Below are 20447 nucleotides of genomic sequence, written 5' to 3'. Positions count from 1 at the left end.
TGAGGGTCAAGTGTGCTCGGGAGGTTTCGATGCGAATCGGAGTGTTGCAACGGCGAACCGGGGTCAGTCAGCGGCTCCTGCGCTACTACGAGGAGCAGGGCCTTCTTCGACCGAGCCGGCAGGCGTCGGGTTATCGCGAGTACCGCGAATCGGACGTCGCGACCGTCCTGCACATTCGCAATCTGCTCGCCGCCGGCCTGTCCACGACCACCATCGCCGATCTGCTGCCCTGCATGGGTTCCGACGGCGGACGGCTCATCGCCGACTGCCCGGAATTGCTGATCGACCTGTACCGCGAACGCGAACGCATCAGCTCCAGCATCCGTGAGCTGGAGGCCGCTCGCAGCGCCCTCAACGCAGTTATCGCGACCGCGCCACCGGAGATCGCACGCGAAGCCGCGGACGTATACACAGCCAGTTGACGGGCGTCGACGTTCGGTCAACGAATGCGGCGGACTTCCTCGGGGATCAGGCGCGCCCGCCATCGCTCGGATCGTCGCCTCGGTATTCAACAGTCGAAGCTCGCAAGGTCCACGGAGTCACAGATCTGAAATGCGGTGTGATGGAAGACTCTGTGGGAGGAAAGTGTCGGCTTCGGCCGAGTGGCGGCAAGGGAGAGGGAAGATCATGGGATTGTCGAACTGGCTCAGGAAAGCGGTCTTCGCGGGCGCAGCGGCGCTTGCGTTGCTTGCGTTGACGCCCGGCGGTGCGCATGCGGCAGTCGGCAGGTTCTCCTACATCACCCCGGACGGACAGCTCATCCACGTCGATCGTCCGGCGAGCGGCACCTGTCTGCAGCTTCAAGGTGGTGCGGTGAGGTTCGAGAACGGCACCTCCGACTCGGCCTACCTGTTCAGCGATTCCTCGTGCAGTGCAGGAAATGACCTCGCGATAGTCGACCTCATTTGGCGGGCTCCGGCGGGCGTGCAGGCGCTCTCCGTGCGCTTCGACAAGACCGCATAGAGAGCGGAGATGCCGGAGCGGGATCGCGCGAGCAGTGGCGATCCCGTTTCAGCGGAGGACAGATCTGCTCCTCTGCTGGCGGCGATGAGGGGTTCACTGTTGCGTTCAGCGGCAACCAAGGGTGGAACGACGGAGGTTGTCGCGGAAGTCGGTGCGCTCCGATAGCGTCGGTTCGGCGGATGGTTCTCGGCAGATTTGGAGCGGATCGTGGGCAGAGCCGGACGGGCAGAGCTCGAGGTTACCGAGGGTGTGTTGAAGCACGGCATGCCGTACTTCGCGATAGGTTCCGGTCGGCCCTTGGTGTTTCTCCGGTGGTTCACTCCCGATCACGCGAATCCGCGCGGTTGGATGCGTGACTCCGAGATCAAGGTGCTGGAGCCGCTGGCCCGGAACTTCCATGTCTACGCGGTGGGCCGGGCGCCCGGCATGCACGAGGGCACCACGATGGGCGAGATCGCGGCCGAGCACGCGGATGCGCTGCATGTCGAGTTCGGCGAGCCGGTGGACGTGCTCGGCATTTCGTCGGGTGGTTCGGTCGCATTGCAACTTGCCGCCGATCATCCGGAAGTCCTGCGCCGCCTCGTCATCGCGTCGTCCGGGTGCCGGTTGGATCCGGTCGCCAAGGAAGGCCAGTTGCGGTATGCCGAAGCGGCGTTGCGCGGGCGCCGAGCGATGCACCACTTGGCGGCCAGCGCTTTCGCCTCACCCGTGGCCGTCCGTGTCGCCGCGGCCGCCATGTGGTTGTTCGACCCGTTGGCTCGCCCGCAGAACCCCGCCGACACGCACGCCTTCATTCACGCCGAAGACGGATTCGACCTCACCGACCGCCTCGGCGAGATCCAAGCGCCCACCCTCGTCATCGGCGGCGAACGAGATGCCGGCTACAGCATCGCCAATTTCCGCCGCACCGCCGACGGAATCCCCAACTCCCGCCTCATCGTCTATCCCGGCGCCGGTCACATGGGCACGATCAAGCACAAGCGCTTCGCGATCGACGTCACCAACTTTCTCGACCAGCCGGACTGACCGGCACCACGAGCGGATTCCCCAGCTTCCGGAAGAACACGCGCAGGTCGTCCACTACTGCTTGCGGCGCTTCCATGGCCGTCGACCACCGCTTCCGGCGGGGCGTTACCGGCGACGGTTGTCACCAACTGCCAGTTGCTCGTGTCAGCGGTCCCCGGGCTCAGGCGTGGACCGCCGGTGCGAGGACCGTTGCGCACCACTGTCGGAAGGTCGTCGCGCTCGCGGTCTGCGGGGTGCGTTGCACGCCGTCGTCGAGGCCGTTGTCCTTCGCGCGCATCATGTCGACGTAACCCTGTGCGAGTGCGCTGCTGAGGCCGCGGGCAGGGTAGTGAATGCCTTTGCGGCGGCGTGGGTGAACTCGGAATACATCGTGTCCAAGTTCGGTGCCTCCGGATCTGGTGGGACCAGCCAGAAGACGGCGTCCGCGCCTGCGAAGGCCCGGTCGACGACGTCGGCGTCACCGTGTGAGCCGGTGACGACGTCGACGCGGGCGCGGGCCGCGTCGGAGAGTTTGGCGGGGTCGCGCACGATGACGCGCAATTCTTCACTGCGAGTGGTTGTTTCGTCGAGCAGGAGGTCCAGAAGTCGACCACCGATGTTGCCGGTGGGGGCGGTGATGACGATCATGCTTCGAGTCTCGGGGCGTCCACCTGCGTCCGTCCAATACCCTTCCCGGCGATTGATACCTTGAAGGTATGGATCTCGATCTGCGCAAGCTCCGCTACTTCGTCGCGGTGGCTGAGCAACGGCACTTCGGCCGCGCGGCGGAACAGCTCTATATCGCTCAACCGGTGCTGAGCCGGCAGATCAAGGCTTTCGAGCAGGAGTTGGACTGCACGCTGCTCGTGCGGTCCACCCGCAGCGTGGAGCTGACCGCCGCCGGCAAGCAACTCTACGAGGAGGCGCAGGGGATTCTCGCGTCCGTCGACGCGGCGGTGCGGCGCGTGCGCGATGTCGATCACGGCGTCCAACGGCTCGTGATCGCTTTTTCCCCGGGACTGCGTGTGTCGGGGGCGATCCGGGCGTTCACCGCGCGCCACCCGGACGTCGAGACCGACGTCGTCCCGGCGCGCTGGTGGGAGCGGGACGCGCCGCTTCGAGACGGCCGTGCTCAGATCGGTTATCTGCGAAGGCCGTTCGACGAGTCGGGGTTACGGGTAGTCCCGGTCGGGCACGAGCCAAGGGTCGCCGCCATGCCCGCAACGCACCCGCTGGCCGGCCGCCACAAGCTCACCCGGGCGGACCTCGACGGCGAGCGGATGCTCGACGCACCGACGAGGCGCAATTTGTCACTCGAGGAGAAGTTCGAGCTCATCGCGTCCGGGCACGGCATCGTGCTGGTTCCGCTGAGCGTCGCGCAGTCCTATGTCCGACCCGACCTCGTCCACCTTCGCGTGACCGACGCCCCAGGGGTCGAAACTTGCCTGGCCGTCGTCGCGGACCGACGCGAGAAGCTACTCCGCGACTTCATCGAGATCGCCACCGCGACGCTCCAACGCGGATTGTCACCGGCGCCGAGGATAGATCAGGGGAGATGATCCCCTGTCCCGAGACTTGTCGACGCGGTCAATGCGCCGTCTACCTGCGGAAACGACTGTCGCCGCTCCGGAAGGCGCCCTGACCAGACGTTACGGTCGATGGAGCTGAAGGATCGCCACTGAGGATGGGCTGGGATGCAAAACGCCCCTGACCAGCTGGTATCGTGTGATCAGGGGCGTTTGCCGTGGCGGAGGATAGGGGATTTGAACCCCTGAGGGCGTTAACCCAACCCGCGTTCCAGGCGAGCGCCATAGGCCACTAGGCGAATCCTCCGTGGAGCAGCATACCGGTAGGCCCCGGCCGGTCGCCAAATAGGGGGCGGGGGGTTGAGTGAAGCGCCTGGTCAGGCCAGGTGGCAGACCCGGGGGATGGGGGTTGGGACAGGAGCCGGTACACTGGCCGACGGATCCCGCGCGGCGCGCATCCTGTGAACTCCCCCAGGGCCGGAAGGCAGCAAGGGTCAACGGGCTCTGCCGGGTGCGCGGGGTCCCCTTTCAGAGGGCTCGCGCGGACGGGGGATCCGCCGTCGGATAACGCCTCCAATTCCGGGCAGCGCACGGGTAACGTGAACACCGTCCGCGGATGCACGTGCGTCTGCATGACACACGTTCGGTCGCCGCCGCACATCGGTCCGGCCAACCCATCGTCCCTTCGCTGCTTGAAAGGCTGCCCAGGATGCCCCGGCAAACGCAGATCGGTTTGATGAGCCATGAGGAACTCGTGCACGAGCACGACACCCAGACCGCGAACTACGCGACGCTCCGGACCGAGAAGCTGACGCTGGACCTGACCCGGGGAAAACCTTCCCCGGAACAACTCGACCTGTCCGCCGCGCTGCTCGACCTGCCCGGCGAGGGCGATTACCGCGACGGCACCGGCACCGATTGCCGTAACTACGGTGGCCTGCACGGTCTCCCGGAGCTGCGGGCGATTTTCGGTGAGCTGCTCGGCATCCCGGTGGACAACCTGCTCGCGGGCAACAACGCCAGCCTCGAGCTGATGCACGACGTGATCACCTACGCGATGCTCTACGGCACCAACGACTCCGAGCGGCGCTGGGCCGCCGAGGACACACTCAAGTTCCTGTGCCCCGCCCCTGGATACGACCGGCACTTCGCCATCACCGAGGCGCTCGGCTTCGAGATGATCCCGATCCCGATGCGCCACGACGGCCCCGACGTCCACGCCATCGCCGAACTGCTGGCGAACGATCCGCAGATCAAAGGTCTGTGGGCGGTGCCGAACTACTCCAACCCGACCGGCGTCACCTTCTCCGAAGAGGTTGTCCGGGAACTGGTTTCGATGCCCGCCGCGGCGCCGGACTTCCGGCTGTTCTGGGACAACGCCTACGCGGTGCACCCGCTCACCGACACCGCGGCCCCGGTGCTCGACGTGCTCGGCATGGCCGCCGCGGCCGGAAACCCGAACCGGCCGTTGGTGTTCGCCTCCACCTCGAAGATCACCTTCGCCGGTGCAGGCGTGAGTTTCATCGGTGGTTCGACGGCCAACTTGGGCTGGTATCTGAGTCACGCGGCGAAGAAGAGCATCGGCCCGGACAAGATCAACCAGCTGCGCCACCTGCGCTTCTTCCAGGACGCCGACGGCGTGCGCGCGCACATGCAGAAGCACCGCGCCATCCTGGAGCCGAAGTTCGCACTGGTGCTGAAGGTCCTGGAAGACCGCCTCGGCGCGTCCAAGGTGGCGTCGTGGACCGAGCCGAAGGGCGGCTACTTCATCAGCCTGGATGTGCTGGAGGGCACCGCGGCGCGGGTGATCGCACTCGCCAAGGACGCGGGCATCGCGCTGACCGCGGCGGGCTCCGCCTTCCCGTATCGCAAAGACCCCGAGGACAAGAACATTCGCATCGCGCCCAGCTTCCCGAAGCTGCCGGAGCTGGAGAAGGCGATGGACGGCCTGGCCACCTGCGTGCTGCTCGCGGCCACCGAGAAGCTGCTCGGCAAGTAGTCGGAACAAAAATCGCACTCAGCGGCGCCCGGCGCGATTGGCCGGGCCTCATTCTGCATCATGATGTTATGATGCGTGTATGCGCACCACGATCGATCTTCCCGAGGACCTGCACCGGCAGGCGGTGTCGATTGCCCGTGACACGCACCGGACGCTGAGTGAGACCGTCGCCTTTCTCATCCGGCGCGGGCTGGGGCAAACCAGTGCTGGTGAGCAGGTAAGAAGCTCGAAGACCGGCCTGCGCACGATCGCACTCGGCAAGGTGATCACCTCGGAGGACGTCCGGTCGTTGGAGGATGAATGACGGCCCTGCTCGACGCCAACGTCCTCATAGCGCTGGTAATCACCGATCATGCGCATCATGATGCGGCGGAGAGCTGGTTCGGCGGTTCGGATGGCAACTTCGCCACCTGTCCCATAACTCAGGGCAGCCTGTTGCGTTTGTTGATCCGTGAAGGGCAAAGCGCGCGTACGGCCGTAGAAATCCTGGCCGGAGTCACCGAACATGATCGCCATGAGTTCTGGCCTGACTCAGTCCCTTTCGCTCGTGTTCGAATGGATGCGGTCGTTGGACATCGTCAGGTAACCGATGCGTACCTCGCGCAGCTTGCGCGTTCGCAGCAGGGACGACTCGTCACGTTCGACCAAGGTCTAGCCGCGGCGCACCCAGATGTCGCCGACCTGCTGACGTATGGATAGCGAAGCCTGAGGTAGCCGCAGAAGCGAAGGCGAGGCAGCCCACCTACCCGGTCTCCAGCAGCATCTTGAGTCGCGCGAGGTCGGCACGGTTCGCCCGGCGGATCGCCGCTTCCAGCAGCGGCGCGACGAGTTTCCCGAACCCGCTGGGCTCGCCGCGGTTGCGCAGCGTCATGCGGGTGCCGCCCTCCGGGGTGTCTGCCCAGGTGTAGGTCGTTTCCATGGGGAACGGGCCCTCCGAGGTGCGCATCACCAGCCGCTCGCCGGGCACGTTGTCGACGACCTCGTAGGTGTAAGCCAGCCGACGCCCCAGGAAGTGGGCGACGAATGCGATCCGTGAACCGACCCGTAGCGGCGGCTCCGTCTGCCAGGTGGCGCTGCGGATGCGCGAGTACCAGGTGGGAGCATGGGCCGGGTCGCCGGCGAAGGTCGCGACCAGCTCGCGTGAGCGGTCGATCTCGATTTCGGTCAGGACGTCGACGGCCATCGGCCCGGTTCAGCGTGGCTTGTGGGCGAGGACGGCGAACATGGTGACCGAGAGGTGGATGTCGCCACTGGCCGCGCCGGCCTCCAGGTCGGCGAGCAGTCGATCGCGCTCCGGCTCGGTGATCGCGCCGCGTGCGACCGCCATCGCGGAGATCCTGGTGACCAGCGAACCGGCGCCGACGCTGCGGTTCTGCACCAGGGCTTGCGAGCTGATGTCGTCGATCACCAGACCGGCCCTGGTGAGCAGGCCGGGGATGCGGCGGCCGGACAGCGGGTTGGTGGTCGCCGATATGAGCGTGTCGATCACCTCGCGCACGACCCGCCGGTCGCCGGGGTGCATGATCGCCGTGCCCCAGTCGCTGTCCACCACCACGACGCGTCCGCCGGGCCGCAGCACTCGCGCGATCTCGTTGGCGGCGCGAGCCGGTGCGGTCAGATGCTGGAAGACGCGCTCGCACAGCACGGCGTCGAAGCTGTCCGAGCCGAACGGCACGCCGTAGGCGTCGCCGGAGTGGAATTTGGCGGTCGAGCCCGCCTCGGTGGCCCGGCGTTCCGCGGACGCGAGCAGGTGCGGGTCGGGCTCGACGCCGACCGCGCTGCCGTTCGGGCCGACGGCTTCGGCGAAGTCGATGACTTCTGTGCCCGTGCCGGAGCCGATGTCCACGGCGTGTTCGCCGGGGCGCAGCGCGAGCGCTTCATGCGCCCAGGTGCGCAAGCGGCGGATACCGGGTAGCGCGGCCTGCAGGTCGCGCACGTCGACAAGCTGGTCCTGACCTGCTCGGTCGAACCGATCTGGGCGCAATCCGTAGGTGTTCATGGGCCCGTGTCCGTCCCTGGCCGTTGCCGTCGTGTCTGTCGGGGTCGCCGTCATCTGAGGCATGGCCTGGAGCCTACGCGGCGTGTCGTCTACCCGCGCGTACGGCATGTGACTCGCATCACTCCGCATGGTCGATGAACGGGGCGTTCCCGGGGCGTCGGCACTGGTGGGATGATCGAACCGGTCCGGAGTACACCGAGCAGGAGGTAGGCGATGTCTCGCACGCTGTGTCTGGCGCAGGACGCCGAGGCGGACAAGCTTCTGACCGAGGACCATTTCGCCACGTTGCTCGGGATGCTGCTGGACCAGCAGTACCCGATGGAGCACGCCTTCCGCGGCCCGAAGAAGATCGCCGACCGGATGGGCGGGTTCGACATCCACCGCATCGCCGAGGCCGATCCGCAGGAGTTCGAGGACCTCGCCGCGACGCCGCCCGCCATCCACCGCTACGGCCGTTCCATGGCCCGGCGGGCCCAGGAGTTGGCCCGCTACGTCATCGAGCACTACGACGGCGAGGCCGAGAACATCTGGACCGCGGGCGACCCGGATGGCAAGGAGGTGCTGCGCCGCCTGAAGGATCTGCCCGGCTACGGCGAGCAGAAAGCCAAGATCTTCCTGGCGCTGCTCGGCAAGCAGCGCGAAGTGCGCCCCGAGGGGTGGCGCGCGGCGGCGGGCGCGTACGGCGAGGAGGGCTCGCGCCGATCGGTTGCCGACGTGACCGACGCCGAATCCCTCGCGCAGGTGCGGGAATTCAAAAAGCAGGCGAAAGCGGCCGCCAAAACGACCTAGCGAAGCGGACGTAACTCGCAGGTTGCCTCTTTGAAATCTACCTGCGTTTTTCCCTCGTTCTTCCGGAGTTTGTGCCCGATGCTTTCGGCTGGAACGGCTCCACCTGAGATGAGGGATTGCAGGACATGAGGATGAGCAAGCTCGCCGTGCTCGCGGCGCTGGTGACCGTGGCGACCGGAGTGGCCGCGGGGACGGCTGGTGCCGCACCGGCGGAGGAAACCGCCGAGAGCACGATCAATTTCACCGCGCACGCGACCGATGCCCAGTCGATCATCGAAACCGACGCGGGTTCATTGGTCGTCGAGGACGAACTGTTCAAGGTGAAGGCTTCCGACGGTAGCGTGGTGGCGGCCACACCGCTGCGGTTTCAGTTCGACGATTTCGAGTTCCCGATCGCCGCACAGATTTCCGGCCGCAGCGCCACCCTGACCCCGATCTTCGATCGGGAGCACGCGGTCTACAAGCCGGTCGCCCTGCCGTACGAGGACAAGGCGCCGTGGAAGACCGAGTACGACCGTGAGGTCGCCGCCTGGACCCGTCTGACCAGCACGATCAGCGCGGGCGCGACAATCGGCACGCTCGTCGGCGGCCTGGCGGGCGGGGCGGTCGGCTGCGTGCTCGGCGGCATCGCCGGCGCGACCGTCGCCTCCGCGGCGATCGTCGGCCTGTTCGGCGCGTTCATCCCGGCCGCCGCCATCGGCTGCCTCGGCGGCATCGTCGCGGTCGGTGCGCTCGGTACCCTCGCAGGCCAGATTCTGATCACCGCTCCGGTGGCGATCGGCGCCGCGATCCAATACTTCACGACGATCAATCAGCCGTTCATCGCGCCGAAGTAGTCCGTCGCGTGAAAAGACCCCGCCCCGAGGGCCTCTCGGCGGATCGGGGTCCTTTTCGTGCGCTGACGACCTGGGGAAACAATGTGCGTGCGCGCACAACGGCGAGTCGGGGGTTGGTGCGTCCCGGATGTCGGTGTTAATTTCGATGACATGTCTGCCAGCCGATGGAACCTCCCGCGAGTCACTTATGTGACCGCCGCGCTGGGTCTGCGGCTGCCTTTGACGCGCGAACTGTGTCGCCTTTCTTGCTGCAACTGAGCCGCTTTTCCTGCTCATTTGCTGCCTCGCCGCCCATGTAGGCAAGTCCCGTTGGATAGCGGGACTTCAGCAAGGATCTGCACAATGTCCCTTCCTACCCTTGATCGGTCCGCTTCCAGGGTTGCCAGCGGTCGTGTCCGAGTTCAGCGGCCCGTGGTCGCTCCCGAGCTCCGTATCGGCGACAATCCGGCGGCCGCAGTGCTGCGCGCCGCGACCGGCGGCCCCGTTTCCCGAGACAATGCCGCGCGTACAACGGGTTTGAGTATTGCGACGGTCAACCGCCAGGTTTCCGCGCTGCTCGCGGCCGGGCTGCTGCGCGAGCGCCCCGACCTGACGGCCTCGGGTGCGGTCGGGCGCCCCCGCGTCCCGTTCGAGATCGATCACGACGCCTACCTGACCATCGGCATTCACATCGGCGCCGCGGTCACCAAGATCGTGGCCGCCGATCTGCGCGGCCGCATTCTCGGCGGGCTGGCCATCGCCACCCCGCAGACCGGGCAGGAGTTCGCCACTACCACCGTCGCCCGCAGCGCGAAAGCGTTCTTGCAGCGCTGGCATCGGCGCAAGGCGTTGTGGGCCGGCGTCGCGATCGGCGGCCGGGTCGACCCGCTCACCGGTGTCGTCGACCATCCGAAGCTGGAATGGCGTGCCGCACAACTCGGTTCGGTGCTCGGCGAGGTACTGGAGCTGCCGGTGTCGGTGGCGCCGCACGTCGAGGCAATGGCCGCATCCGAGCTGCTGTTGCCCACCGGCGAACCGAAGGACCAGGCCCGGGTCGAGCGCGGCAGCAGCCTGTACTTCTATGTGCGCGAAACCGCCGGTGTCGCGGTGACTTTGGACGGTCGCGTGCACACTCCGAGTAACGGCCCCGGGTCGATCGCGCACTTGCCCACCGGCTCGAACGTCGAATGCGCCTGCGGACGTCGCGGCTGCTTGGAGGCGACGGTGGGCGATCGCTCGCTGCACTCCAGGGCGGTTGGTCGCGGCATCATCCCGGCCCACAACGGAACCGCGGGCTCGACCATCGCCGACCTGTACCGGGCAGCGGAGGCGGGTTCGGAACCAGCGCGTGAACTGCTGGCAGAACGAGCCACCATCCTCGGGCATACCGTGGCCATGGTCCGCGACATGCTCAACCCGGATCGGGTCGTCCTCGGCGGCCAAGCCTTCACCGCCTACCGGCCCGCGGTCGCCCATGTGGCTCGCGCGTTCAACCGGGGCTCCATGCTGCCGCCGACCGATATACGGATCAGCGGATTCGGCGGGAAGGTACAGGAATTCGCCGCGGTGGTGACCTCGCTGAGCGTCCTCTACGCCGATCCGCTCGCCGCCATCCGGCGTACCGCATCGAGCGACTGAGCGATACGAGAGAGGGCGACCGGCCGCGTGGCTGGTCGCCCTTTTCGAGGGTGCTCGCCCAACGTCAGCGGTGCGGATCGCCCGCGCTCGCGAACAGCCCTTCCAGCGCGGTGATGAAGAACGGGAAGTGGCTCGCGAAGCGCTGGAGGTTGCGCTCGCGCTCGAAGCCGGCGAACCAGTACAGGCCGGGTTGCGCGTCGGCTGACGGATCGAGGTCGCGGAAGACGCGGATCCAGTTGTCGACTCGCCCGCCGATTACGGTGAACGGCAGGGCACGGGAGAACACCGTCTCCTGGTCGATCGGCGGGATCTGTTCGCGCCGCGTCGCTTCCAACCCGCGTTGCAGCGCGCGGATCTGGCGGGTGAGCTCCAATCCGCGAGCCGTGCGGACCGGCAGATACTTCGGCAGCAGCAAGGTCGCGACGCCGCCGAGGGCGATGGCCACGCCGACCAGGGCGTGCCCTACGGTCAGGGCGAGCGCGACGGTCGCTGCGATACCCGCGATGACCAGCGCACCGCCCAGCCACACGGCGGGGCCCGGGCGGCGGCGATCCAGGAAGTTGCCGCGAGCGACAGCGTCGGCGAGCAGCGCGGCGCGTACCGGCCCGGCGGCGACCCGGCCCGGCGCGCGCAGTTCGGCGAGCGTCACCACATCGGTCCCCGCGGGCAGCAGCGCTTGGTAGACCGCCTTCTCGTAGTCGCGCAGCTGGTCGTCGGGGGCGTTCACGCGGGTGATCCGCCAGTCCCGGTCGCTGAGCGGAGCGAGCCGGATGTACCGGCGCACCGCGAGATCCACCACGGTGGCGGCGATATCGATGGGGTCGACATGCCCGTCCAGCAGCAGGCCCGCCTCGCCGGGCAGCACGCCGTCCGGCGAGGTGAACTGCACGCGATCGCTCTCGCGCAACAACGGGTCGATCGTCTCCGAACCGCTGCCCGCGGCCGCGTCCTGGCGACGGGCACGCAGTACGAACGCGGCCAGGCCGGCCAGAGCGAGCAGCAGGACGCCGAACGCGACTAGCACCGGGGCGGTGATCGCGAAGGGCCCCGTTGCGCCGCTGTCGCGCACATCGGCGTTGCTCGGCACGGTGCCGGGCGGCAGCTGCAGGGTCAGATCGATCGCATCGCCTTTGTGCAGGTCGGTCTGCTCCAGGAAGAGCACTCCGTCGGCTTCGACCTTGACATCGGCGCACGGCCGGGTGTTGCCGGGCGGGCCGAGTTTGCAGTCGACGATGCCCATTTCGAAGCTGGGGCTGATCAGCGTCGCGCTGATCGCGGCGATATCGGCGTTGAGCACGCCGAGCCAGCGGAACACCTGGGTGCCCGGTGCATCGCTGACGGTGTTCCGCACGGAGTACTTGAAGGTGGATTCGCCCGGCTTCGCCTCGATGGTGAACTGGTCGTTCGCCACCGTCGCGGTGCCGGCGCCCTCGGTATCCACGTCGGTGACCTGGAAGACGCGCTCGGCGTCGTCGCTCACCTTCAGCCGCAGCGGAAGTGACATCCGGAACGAGCCGTCCGGCGGCACCGCCACCTGCTCGACCACCTCGAGGACGCCCTCGCGGTTGAGCTTCAGATCGGCGGTGATGGTCACACCGTTCGGTGCGGGCTCCGTGTGGGCCACCGGGGCCGACGCCAGCAATCCCGCGGAGGCGAGTAGTAGCGCGCCTACGGCGGCCCCCCGAAAAGTCAGCATGGCTGCCTACTCTAGACAGCTTGCTATTCTGCGTCAGCGGCTGTCGGCTAACACTGAGACGAGGGGTTCGGGGGCGTGACACAACCACCGTACGGACACGGGCCGGTCCCGCATGGCGGGCGCCCGGTTCCGCCGCGGCCCGGCTATGGTGCGCCCGTGGGCTCGCAGCCGGGTTATGGCCCGCCTCCTGCCTACGGCGCTCCGCCGGGATATGCCCCGGCTCCTGGATATGGCCCGCCGCCCGGGTATGGCCCGCCGCCCGGGTATGGTGCGCCGGGTCATCGCCCACAAGTTCCGCCGCCGTTGCCCTATGGTCCGCCTGGACGTCCGCCGTATCCGCCGCCGCGCAAACGCGGTGGCGGCGGCTGGGTGGTGCTGCTGGTCGTGATCGTGTTCCTGGTCGCGGGCGGACTGGTGCGCAACGCGATCTCCGTCGGACGTGGCGACAGCGACGCGTCGGGCCCGCAGCCCAGCTTCACCTTCGACCCCCAGGCGGACGGCTCGACCGGACCCTCGGAGACCGGCGCCAACCCGCTGCTGACCGACCCCAACGCGACGCTGCTCCCGGCGCGGTGCGACTACTCCCCGTGGGGCACCCAGGTGGACGCGGCGCGCAAGTTCTTCGAAAGCGCCGCGTCGTGCCTGGAGGCGGCGTGGAAGCCGGTGCTGCGCAAGGCGAATCTGCCGTTCCAGCCACCCACGCTGAACGTCAGCGCCACCACGTCCGGCATCACCACGCCGTGCACCGGCTCGACGAGCAATTTCGCCGCGTTCTACTGCCCGGCGAACAAGACCATCTACATGCCGATCAGCCAGCTGCAGACCGACTACTTCAAGGACAACTGGGTGGTCTATCTGTCGGTCTTCGCACACGAGTATGGACATCACATACAGGCGATGTCGGGCATCCTGCGCCGGGCGAACAGCGAGCGCGCCGACGTGGGCCCCCGCAGCGCCAAGGGGCTGGAATTGTCGCGCCGAGTCGAGCTGCAGGCCAACTGCTTCGACGGCATGTACATCTCGTCCTCGTCAGAGGGCGGCTCGCTGACCGATTCGCAGCTCACCCTCGCGCGCAGGGATGCCTACGGCCGTGGCGACCAGGCGGGCGACATGCGCGACCACGGTTCGTCCGAGAACGGCGGGCAGTGGTTCGAGACGGGGCTGGACAAGAACCGTGCGGCACAGTGCAATACGTTCACCGCGTCGGCGAACTCGGTGAGCTGATTTCCGCCGATCCAACGGCGTACCGCCCCGAACATCTGCGCGCGGGCTGGAACGCGGCAGGTTCGGTCAGTCCGGGATCGGATCCTGGCGAAGGTGCTGCACCCAGGCGGTGACCGCGTCCGGTGTGGGTGGATCCGCGCCGACCAGGTCGAACACGCTGTAGCCGATGCACGCGGCACTCATCACGCGCGAGGCGACCGCTTCCGCGTCGCCCCAGGGCAGGAAAGGCTTGGCGATCAGTAGCGAGGCGATGCCGTGGGCAACCGACCAGAGCTCGAGCACGACGGGCAGCGGGTCGCGGGTCGCCATCGTTCCGTCGTCCATGCACTTGCCTACGGTGGCCGCGAAATGCTGGAACGCTCCGCTGGTGAGGACTTGGTCCACCGCGCCCGAGGTCTCGGTGGGCGCGGTCGCCAGCCGGTACTGCTCCGGATGGGCGAGGGCGAAACGGACGTAGGCCATGCCTTGGTCGCGCAGCTGGGTCACCGGTGAGGTGGCCGGATCGGTGGCCGCCCGCATCGCCTCGGCCAGGTCCTCGAAGACCTGGGCCACGACGGCCTCGATCAGCTCGTCTTTGTCCGCGAAGTGCCGATAGATGGACGGCGCGCTCACCCCGACCAGCTTGCTCACCGCCCGGATCGAGACAGCGTCGGCATGGCCGGTTCTGGCGAGCAGTTCGGCGGTGGCGCGCAGGATCTCCTCGCGCAGCTGGGCTCCGGAACCGCGCGGCGATCGCGGACGTCGGCCACCGATCATGTCCGTCCCGCGGTTTCCAGCGTGCGGGACGAGGTGGTCTCCTCGCCTTCGGTCAGCCCGATCTTGGCGTGCAGGCGCGCCAAAGGTTCGGGCGCCCACCAGTTCGCCTTGCCGAGCAGCCGCATGAGTGCGGGCGCGAGCAGGCCGCGGATGATCGTGGCGTCGGCGAGCACGGTGAGCGTGAGGCCGAGGCCGAGCAATTGCATGAACGACACCTTGGAGGTCACCAGGGCGCCGAGCACGATCGCCATCAGCACGGCGGCCGCGGTGAAGATCCGGCCGGTGCGGGCCACGCCGATGGCGACCGCGCGCGTGTTGTCGTGCGTGGCCAGCCATTCCTCGCGCACCCGCGACAGCAGGAACACCTCGTAGTCCATCGAGAGGCCGAAGGCCAGGCAGAACATCAGGATCGGCATGGTCGGCACAAGATAGCCGACCGGGGTGAAGCCGAGCAGCCAGGACAGGTGGCCCTCCTGGAAGACCCACACCATCGCGCCGAATGCCGCGGCCAGCGAAAGAGTGTTCAGCACAAGGGCTTTGATCGGCAGCACCACGCTGCCGGTGAACAGGAACAGCACGATGAACGTGGTCAGCGCGATCAGCGCGAGGGCGAGCGGCAGCCGGGCGGCCAGTGCGTGCAGCGAGTCGGCGTTGGCCGCGGCCGCGCCGCCGTAGAGCGCGGGGCCCGGTGCGGGGATCGCCCGGATCTCTTGCAGCTGCTGGTCACCGGCCGGCGAGAAAGGATCGAGCTTGGTCGCGATACTCAGATATGTCCCGGTGTCGTTGGCCATGCCGGGTGGCGGCGCGGCAAGGCGGGCCCCGGACACGTAGATCCCGGCACTGGACAGCACCGCCGGTACGCCGTCGACCCGAGACAGCTCGGCGGCATAGGTGCCGATCGCGGCGGTGTCGCCGCGGTATCCGTCCAGCACGATCGTGGTATTGGCAACCGGGTCGGCCTGCGGGAACTGGGTGCGCAGTGCGTCGCCGACCTGACGGCTGGAGGCGCTGGTCGGCAGCACCCGGTCGTCGGGATAACCGAACATGACCGAGAGGAACGGAGCGCCGAGCGCCAGCAGCACCGCGATGATGACGATCGCGACCGGCGCCGCGTGCCGCATCACCCAGCTGACCATGCGATACCAGCCGGTGTCCTCCGGCGCCCGCGGGCCGGACTCGGGCGCGCCGCGGCGGAACAGGCGCCGCAGCGGAACCCGCAGATCGAGGGAATTCACCCGAGGGCCGAGCAACACCAGCGCGGCGGGCAGAACCACGATCGAGGCGGCCGCCGCCGCGACGACGACCGCGACACCCGCGTATGCGAAGGACTTCAGGAAGTACAGGTCGAACACGCTCAGCACGGCCATCGACAGCGCCACGGTCAGCGCGGAGAACAGCACGGTTCGTCCGGCGGTCTGCACGGACCGGATGGTGGCCGCGGTCGTGTCGAGGCCGTTGCCGAGCTCCTCCCGGAAGCGGCTGACGATGAACAGGCTGGCGTCGATGGCCAGCGCGAGGCCCATTGCCGTCGTCATGTTGAGCGCGTAGATCGAGACGTCGGTGAACAGCGTGAACAGCCGCAGGATCGCCAGTGTGGCGAGGATGGCGAACACGCCGATGGCCAGCGGAAGAGCGGCGGCGACCAGGCTGCCGAACACCAGGATCAGCACGATCATCGACAGCGGGATCGCGACGCCCTCGGCCAAGGCGAGGTCCCGGGTGGTCTGCTCGGTCACGTCGTGATAAATCGAGGCGATGCCGCCCTGGCGCACGGTGACGCTGCCGGTGTCCCGGGCGAGCTGTTGCTCCAACTCGCCCGCGGTCTGCTGCATCTGGGATTCATCGCCATCGAGGTAGGCGATGACCAAGGCGCTCTTGCCGTCGGTGCTCCGCAGGGCGCTCGCCAGGGACGGCGGTGCGGTCCAGTACGACTGGACGCCCTGCACCCCGGAGCGGGCTTTCAGCGCATCGACCAGTCCGATGCCCGTCGCTTTGGTGGCCGGATCGTCGGCGCCCGCGTCCGAGCTGACCAGCAGCACGAAGTTGGGTGCGGCGCCGCCGAAATTGTCGGCGATGAGCTGGGTGACCCGGGCGGATTCGGCGTCGTCGGAGGTGAAGCCGCCGGACTTCAAATGGGTGGCCGCGGTCGCACCGAAGACGCCGAACAGCACGGCGAGGGCGAACGCGGTCGCGAGCACGACGCGCGGGGAGCGGGTGGTGAATCGGGCTATCCGGGTCAGCATCGCGGCTTCTCCTCGTAGGTTAACGGCGTTAGGGTAACGCCGCTAACCAAGCATTGTCGAGGCCGCTGGACGAGCCGGAGGTCAGCCGCGGGACTTGCGGATCGCCCGCAGGCCCCGGCGTCCGGGCACGGGCAGATCGTCGCGCATGGCGACCCATTCCGCCGTGGTCAGCCAGAGCTGCTGCGCACGGGCATCGGCGGTGTTGTGGAAGATCCGGCGGCCGCGGTCGTCCCGCAGTTCCTGTGCGACCACCGACCACCGCGGTGGGCGGCCGTGCTCGGCCAGATAGTCGGCGAGGTAGGTCGCGATGGCGGTGCCGATTGTGTTCACCGGGCGCAGCGATACCCGATTGCCGTACTGGGCGGCGTAGAAACGCCGTGCGGCACAGAGGGATCGCGGGTTGGCGTTGGAGGCGATCCAGCCGGCGCGCTGTGCCCGTTCGATCAGCCACAGATGCTTGACCGCCGATGGTGCGATATCGCCGACGCGAGTGCGGATCAGCGTCATGATCTGCTCGCTGCACAGCACGTCGCGGCGGGTGGGTCCGTATCCGTACGTGGTCCAGTGCGCGTCGGCGAGTTTGGCGAGCGCCCTGCCGAAGTCGTCGATGCTGCGTTGCGCGCGACGGCCGAGGCGTTCGATGCGTTCGGCCTCGCGGCGCATCTCGTTCTGCGCCGTCAGGGTGCGGATCGCGGCCATGGTGGGGACCTGGCCGCGTTCGAGGAGTTCCAGGATGGCGGCGGAAGTGGCCGGATCGGCCGCAGCGGTCACCGGCAGTGAATCACGCTTGATCGCGAAATCCTGCGGGCTGATCGCGCGACTCAACAGAGCTACGGCGGAGTGGTCGCCGGCGAAATCGGTGCTGGACAGCCAGGCTGTGGCGATGTCGTCACACGACGGCACGGTGGAAGTTCCTCCGGTGGAAGTGTGGGAATTGGCGCTGGTCACCCGTGGGCCGAGCTTTGGTTGTGCCCCGGTCGGGATGAGGGACCGGCCGGGGTCACCAACCTGATGAAGGTTTGGCTACCGAAGTTGCCGACAGCCACGTTAGCCAGCGGATTGCATCGTGTCACTCATGGTGACGGATTCGTTATCTCCGGAAAGTCGGCGTCAATCGGGGTGTGCGTCCATATTTTCGTGGTCAGGAGGGGTGATCTGGCGACCGACTTCCGTATTGCCCCATGCCGCATATGCGATTGCTAGATCATTGCCATCTAGTGGGGAGTAGTTGGTTGCCGAAGAAGGCGCGTGGCATGTTGTGACATAGATCACATCTACGGCCTGGAATCCGTCGTACCGGGCGGGCATGTCGTTTGTCGGTGGGCGCCGGTAACCTCTGGCCGTGGCTCTGTACCGGAAGTACCGACCGGCAACGTTCGCTGAGGTGGTGGGTCAGGAGCACGTCACCGACCCGCTGAGTACCGCGCTCGACACCGGGCGGATCAGTCATGCCTACCTGTTCTCCGGTCCACGCGGCTGCGGCAAGACCTCCTCGGCCCGCATTCTCGCCAGATCGCTGAACTGCGTACAGGGCCCCACCTCGACGCCGTGCGGTGCGTGTCCGTCGTGTGTGGCGCTGGGCCCGGGCGGTCCGGGCAACCTGGACGTGATCGAACTCGACGCGGCGAGCCACGGCGGCGTCGACGACACCCGTGAGCTGCGTGATCGCGCCTTCTACGCGCCCGCCGAGTCCAGGTACCGGGTGTTCATCGTCGACGAGGCGCACATGGTCACCACCGCGGGTTTCAACGCGCTGCTGAAGATTGTCGAGGAACCGCCTGCCCATCTGATCTTCATCTTCGCGACCACCGAGCCGGACAAGGTGCTGCCGACCATCCGCTCGCGCACGCACCACTATCCGTTCCGCCTGCTGCCGCCCGCCACAATGCGCGGCCTGCTCGGCCGGATCTGCGAGCAGGAGCAGGTGCCGGTCGACGAAGCGGTGTACCCCTTGGTGATTCGCGCGGGTGGCGGCTCCCCGCGCGACAGCCTGAGCGTCCTCGACCAACTGCTCGCCGGCGCGGGCCCCGAGGGGGTCACGTACGCCAGGGCGGTCGCACTGCTCGGCGTCACCGATGTGGCGCTGATCGATGACGCCGTCGAGGCACTGGCCGCCGACGACGGATCCGCGTTGTTCGGCACGGTGGACCGGGTGATGGAGGCGGGCCACGATCCGCGCCGTTTCGCCGTCGACCTGCTCGACCGTTTCCGCGATCTGATCCTGCTGCGCGCGGTGCCCGATGCCACCGAGCGCGGTCTGGTCACCGGCCCCGGTGACGTGCTCGACCGGATGCGCGATCAAGCCGAGCGCCTCGGCCCGGCCACCCTGACCCGTTACGCCGAACTGCTGCATGAAGGGCTCGGCGAGATGCGCGGCGCCACGGCGCCGCGACTGCTGCTCGAGGTGGTCTGCGCCCGCATGCTGCTGCCCTCGGTGTCGGATGCGGAGTCCGCCACGCTACAGCGACTGGAACGGCTGGAGCGGGGGTTGGCCGGTGGCTCCTTCGGTGCGGCGCCTGCGGCCTCCTCGGCACCGCCCGCCGCCTCGTCCCAGCCCGCGCAGGCGGGTGCGTCGCCGTCCGAACCGCCGCGTCGCCGAGGGGCGGAGGCGCTGGCTGCGATCCGCGGGAGCCGTGGGGGTGGTCGCTCCGACACCGGGTCGGCACCCAGCTCGCGGGAGGCAAGGGCAGCCGGTGATGTGTCGTCCACTGGTGACCCGGCGCAAACCGGCGGTGGCGATGTCGTGTCCACTGGAGGTGCGGTCGCCGACGCCGGCGGCGCAACTCGGTCGGCGCCCGTTGCAGGTGACGCACTGGCGGAGGGCCCGGCTTCCGATGCGGCCCGTTCCACTGCCGCGGCGCCTGGAGGCGACGCGCGCGCCGCTGACGCGGCATCCACTCGCCCAGCGCCCGCCGGTGAGGTGGAGCCCTCGCGGGGTGACGGGTTGTCCGGCCGTGCGGAATCCGGGGCGTCGATCAGGGGCGTGGATGGTGCGGCAGACCGGATCGCGTCGGCTGCCGCACCGGCGCCCCCTGCCGAGTCCGACGAGGTGTCGGCGTTCCCGATCCCGGGCGGGTCGAATCCGGCCGCAGCGCCGGGTGTCCCTGGCGCTCCGGAAGAGACGGCAGGAGATCCGACCGATTCCATGTCCGGCGGCAGGCCCGGATCAGGGCATGGCGCGCCTGCGCACGGCGCGACGGGGAACGTCCAACCCGCTTCGCCCGGTGCGGGACCCGCTGCCGCACGGGAGATTTCCCGTGACGACCTGACTGGTTCGCCTGGTTTCGTGCCTGCTGACCTGGATTTCGCACGCGGCGCCGAGACGGTCGATCCGGCGGCTGGGCAAGATTCAGGAGCTGTCGATCCAACCGATGCACGGCGTGCCGGTGTCGGCGAAGGGACTGGCGCGTCACGCGGTCGCGGCGACGACCGGGTTGATGCGCGGGAGTCTCATGCCGCGCAGGCCGAACCATCGCCGGTGAGCCCGGCACCGCAAGCAGCCGCGCAACCGCCGCCGGCCGCCCCAGGTGAGCTGCTGCGTGAGGTGGAAGCCGCCTGGGCGGACATCCGGGCCAAGGTGCGGGAGTTCGGCGCGGCCGTGCAAGCGATGCTCGCTGGTGCGTCGGTCGCTCGGGTCGAGGGCGACGTCATCGTGTTCGCGCATCAGCACGCCCCGCTGGCGCAGCGGTTGTCCGATCCGCGGAATCTGGAGGCGGTCCGGTCGGCGGTGCGCGCGGTGCTCGGGCGCGACTACGACGTGCGCTGGGAAGTGGGCGGCACGCCGCCGCGACCCG

The 20447-nt window shown here is 68.2% G+C and carries 19 protein-coding genes, 1 tRNA gene and 1 other RNA gene; 13 read left to right on the top strand and 8 right to left on the bottom strand.

From position 1 onward, the window contains the following. Positions 1 to 29 precede the first annotated feature (29 nt). From NA4_RS17770 to NA4_RS17760, 3 genes are all read left to right on the top strand, one after another. Positions 30 to 422: a MerR family transcriptional regulator gene (locus NA4_RS17770; protein WP_067470918.1), complete on the top strand. Its 393-nt coding sequence runs from the start codon at positions 30 to 32 to the stop codon at positions 420 to 422. 205 nt (positions 423 to 627) lie between these two features. Further along, positions 628 to 963 (top strand): hypothetical protein, encoded by a 336-nt coding sequence (locus NA4_RS17765; RefSeq protein ID WP_067470857.1) that lies wholly within the window; start codon positions 628 to 630, stop codon positions 961 to 963. Between the two features lie 207 nt (positions 964 to 1170). Continuing rightward, a complete protein-coding gene (locus NA4_RS17760; RefSeq protein WP_245671447.1) occupies positions 1171 to 1989 on the top strand; it encodes an alpha/beta fold hydrolase in 819 nt (272 codons plus the stop codon). Between the two features lie 276 nt (positions 1990 to 2265). On the opposite strand, the gene NA4_RS17755 is transcribed toward NA4_RS17760, so the two are convergent. Then, the gene (locus NA4_RS17755; RefSeq protein ID WP_067470855.1) at positions 2266 to 2616 is read right to left on the bottom strand and encodes an NAD(P)H-binding protein; all 351 of its coding nucleotides are present in this window, start codon (positions 2614 to 2616) and stop codon (positions 2266 to 2268) included. Between the two features lie 68 nt (positions 2617 to 2684). Here NA4_RS17755 and NA4_RS17750 point away from each other — a divergent pair, with 68 nt between their 5' ends. Then, the gene (locus NA4_RS17750) at positions 2685 to 3527 is read left to right on the top strand and encodes a LysR family transcriptional regulator (RefSeq protein ID WP_067470854.1); all 843 of its coding nucleotides are present in this window, start codon (positions 2685 to 2687) and stop codon (positions 3525 to 3527) included. Positions 3528 to 3713: 186 nt separating this feature from the next. Here the strand turns inward: NA4_RS17750 and NA4_RS17745 are convergent. After that, positions 3714 to 3801, bottom strand: a tRNA-Ser gene (locus NA4_RS17745). 128 nt (positions 3802 to 3929) lie between these two features. Here NA4_RS17745 and ffs point away from each other — a divergent pair. The 4 genes from ffs to NA4_RS39220 all read left to right on the top strand — a co-directional run bounded on the left by ffs (position 3930) and on the right by NA4_RS39220 (position 6192). Beyond that, positions 3930 to 4024, top strand: an RNA gene (ffs, locus tag NA4_RS17740) — signal recognition particle sRNA small type. 179 nt (positions 4025 to 4203) lie between these two features. Continuing rightward, entirely contained in the window at positions 4204 to 5493 is a 1290-nt protein-coding gene (locus tag NA4_RS17735) for an aspartate aminotransferase type Ic (RefSeq protein WP_067470852.1), read from the top strand. A gap of 79 nt (positions 5494 to 5572) precedes the next feature. After that, positions 5573 to 5797: an antitoxin gene (locus NA4_RS17730; RefSeq protein WP_067470849.1), complete on the top strand. Its 225-nt coding sequence runs from the start codon at positions 5573 to 5575 to the stop codon at positions 5795 to 5797. Continuing rightward, positions 5794 to 6192: a TA system VapC family ribonuclease toxin gene (locus NA4_RS39220; protein WP_084497191.1), complete on the top strand. Its 399-nt coding sequence runs from the start codon at positions 5794 to 5796 to the stop codon at positions 6190 to 6192. Before NA4_RS17730 ends, NA4_RS39220 begins: the two co-directional genes overlap by 4 nt. Before the next feature lie 43 nt (positions 6193 to 6235). Here the strand turns inward: NA4_RS39220 and NA4_RS17725 are convergent, their stop codons facing one another. Continuing rightward, on the bottom strand, positions 6236 to 6676 hold the full coding sequence (locus tag NA4_RS17725; protein WP_067470847.1) for an SRPBCC family protein: 441 nt from the start codon (positions 6674 to 6676) through the stop codon (positions 6236 to 6238). A gap of 9 nt (positions 6677 to 6685) precedes the next feature. Further along, positions 6686 to 7492 carry a methyltransferase domain-containing protein gene (locus NA4_RS17720; RefSeq protein WP_067470845.1) on the bottom strand — a complete coding sequence of 269 codons (807 nt, stop codon included), beginning with the start codon at positions 7490 to 7492 and terminating at the stop codon, positions 6686 to 6688. A gap of 213 nt (positions 7493 to 7705) precedes the next feature. Between NA4_RS17720 and NA4_RS17715 the strand changes: the two genes are divergently transcribed. The 3 genes from NA4_RS17715 to NA4_RS17705 all read left to right on the top strand — a co-directional run bounded on the left by NA4_RS17715 (position 7706) and on the right by NA4_RS17705 (position 10734). Then, on the top strand, positions 7706 to 8281 hold the full coding sequence (locus NA4_RS17715; RefSeq protein ID WP_067470843.1) for an HhH-GPD-type base excision DNA repair protein: 576 nt from the start codon (positions 7706 to 7708) through the stop codon (positions 8279 to 8281). A gap of 125 nt (positions 8282 to 8406) precedes the next feature. Beyond that, a complete protein-coding gene (locus NA4_RS17710; RefSeq protein WP_067470914.1) occupies positions 8407 to 9117 on the top strand; it encodes a DUF8020 domain-containing protein in 711 nt (236 codons plus the stop codon). Positions 9118 to 9459: 342 nt separating this feature from the next. Beyond that, positions 9460 to 10734 carry an ROK family transcriptional regulator gene (locus tag NA4_RS17705; RefSeq protein ID WP_067470841.1) on the top strand — a complete coding sequence of 425 codons (1275 nt, stop codon included), beginning with the start codon at positions 9460 to 9462 and terminating at the stop codon, positions 10732 to 10734. A gap of 64 nt (positions 10735 to 10798) precedes the next feature. Here NA4_RS17705 and NA4_RS17700 read toward each other — a convergent pair whose 3' ends face one another. Continuing rightward, positions 10799 to 12430: a DUF2207 family protein gene (locus tag NA4_RS17700; RefSeq protein ID WP_067470839.1), complete on the bottom strand. Its 1632-nt coding sequence runs from the start codon at positions 12428 to 12430 to the stop codon at positions 10799 to 10801. Positions 12431 to 12586: 156 nt separating this feature from the next. Here NA4_RS17700 and NA4_RS17695 point away from each other — a divergent pair, with 156 nt between their 5' ends. Continuing rightward, a complete protein-coding gene (locus tag NA4_RS17695) occupies positions 12587 to 13654 on the top strand; it encodes a neutral zinc metallopeptidase (protein WP_245671446.1) in 1068 nt (355 codons plus the stop codon). Positions 13655 to 13720: 66 nt separating this feature from the next. On the opposite strand, the gene NA4_RS17690 is transcribed toward NA4_RS17695, so the two are convergent. The 3 genes from NA4_RS17690 to NA4_RS17680 form a co-directional block, all read right to left on the bottom strand. Further along, positions 13721 to 14410 carry a TetR/AcrR family transcriptional regulator gene (locus tag NA4_RS17690; protein ID WP_067470834.1) on the bottom strand — a complete coding sequence of 230 codons (690 nt, stop codon included), beginning with the start codon at positions 14408 to 14410 and terminating at the stop codon, positions 13721 to 13723. Continuing rightward, entirely contained in the window at positions 14407 to 16653 is a 2247-nt protein-coding gene (locus tag NA4_RS17685; protein WP_067470832.1) for an MMPL family transporter, read from the bottom strand. The genes NA4_RS17690 and NA4_RS17685 overlap by 4 nt, the downstream gene beginning before the upstream one ends. 81 nt (positions 16654 to 16734) lie before the next feature. Continuing rightward, positions 16735 to 17556 carry a hypothetical protein gene (locus NA4_RS17680; protein ID WP_067470911.1) on the bottom strand — a complete coding sequence of 274 codons (822 nt, stop codon included), beginning with the start codon at positions 17554 to 17556 and terminating at the stop codon, positions 16735 to 16737. Between the two features lie 439 nt (positions 17557 to 17995). Between NA4_RS17680 and NA4_RS39215 the strand changes: the two genes are divergently transcribed. After that, on the top strand, positions 17996 to 20447 hold a 2452-nt coding region (locus tag NA4_RS39215), incomplete at its 3' end, for a DNA polymerase III subunit gamma and tau (protein ID WP_157129102.1).

Source organism: Nocardia amamiensis NBRC 102102 (genome assembly GCF_001612745.1).
GTDB classification, from domain to species: domain Bacteria; phylum Actinomycetota; class Actinomycetes; order Mycobacteriales; family Mycobacteriaceae; genus Nocardia; species Nocardia amamiensis.
Note: the sequence above shows the minus strand (reverse complement) of the source record. Positions and strands in the feature narration are given on the sequence as shown.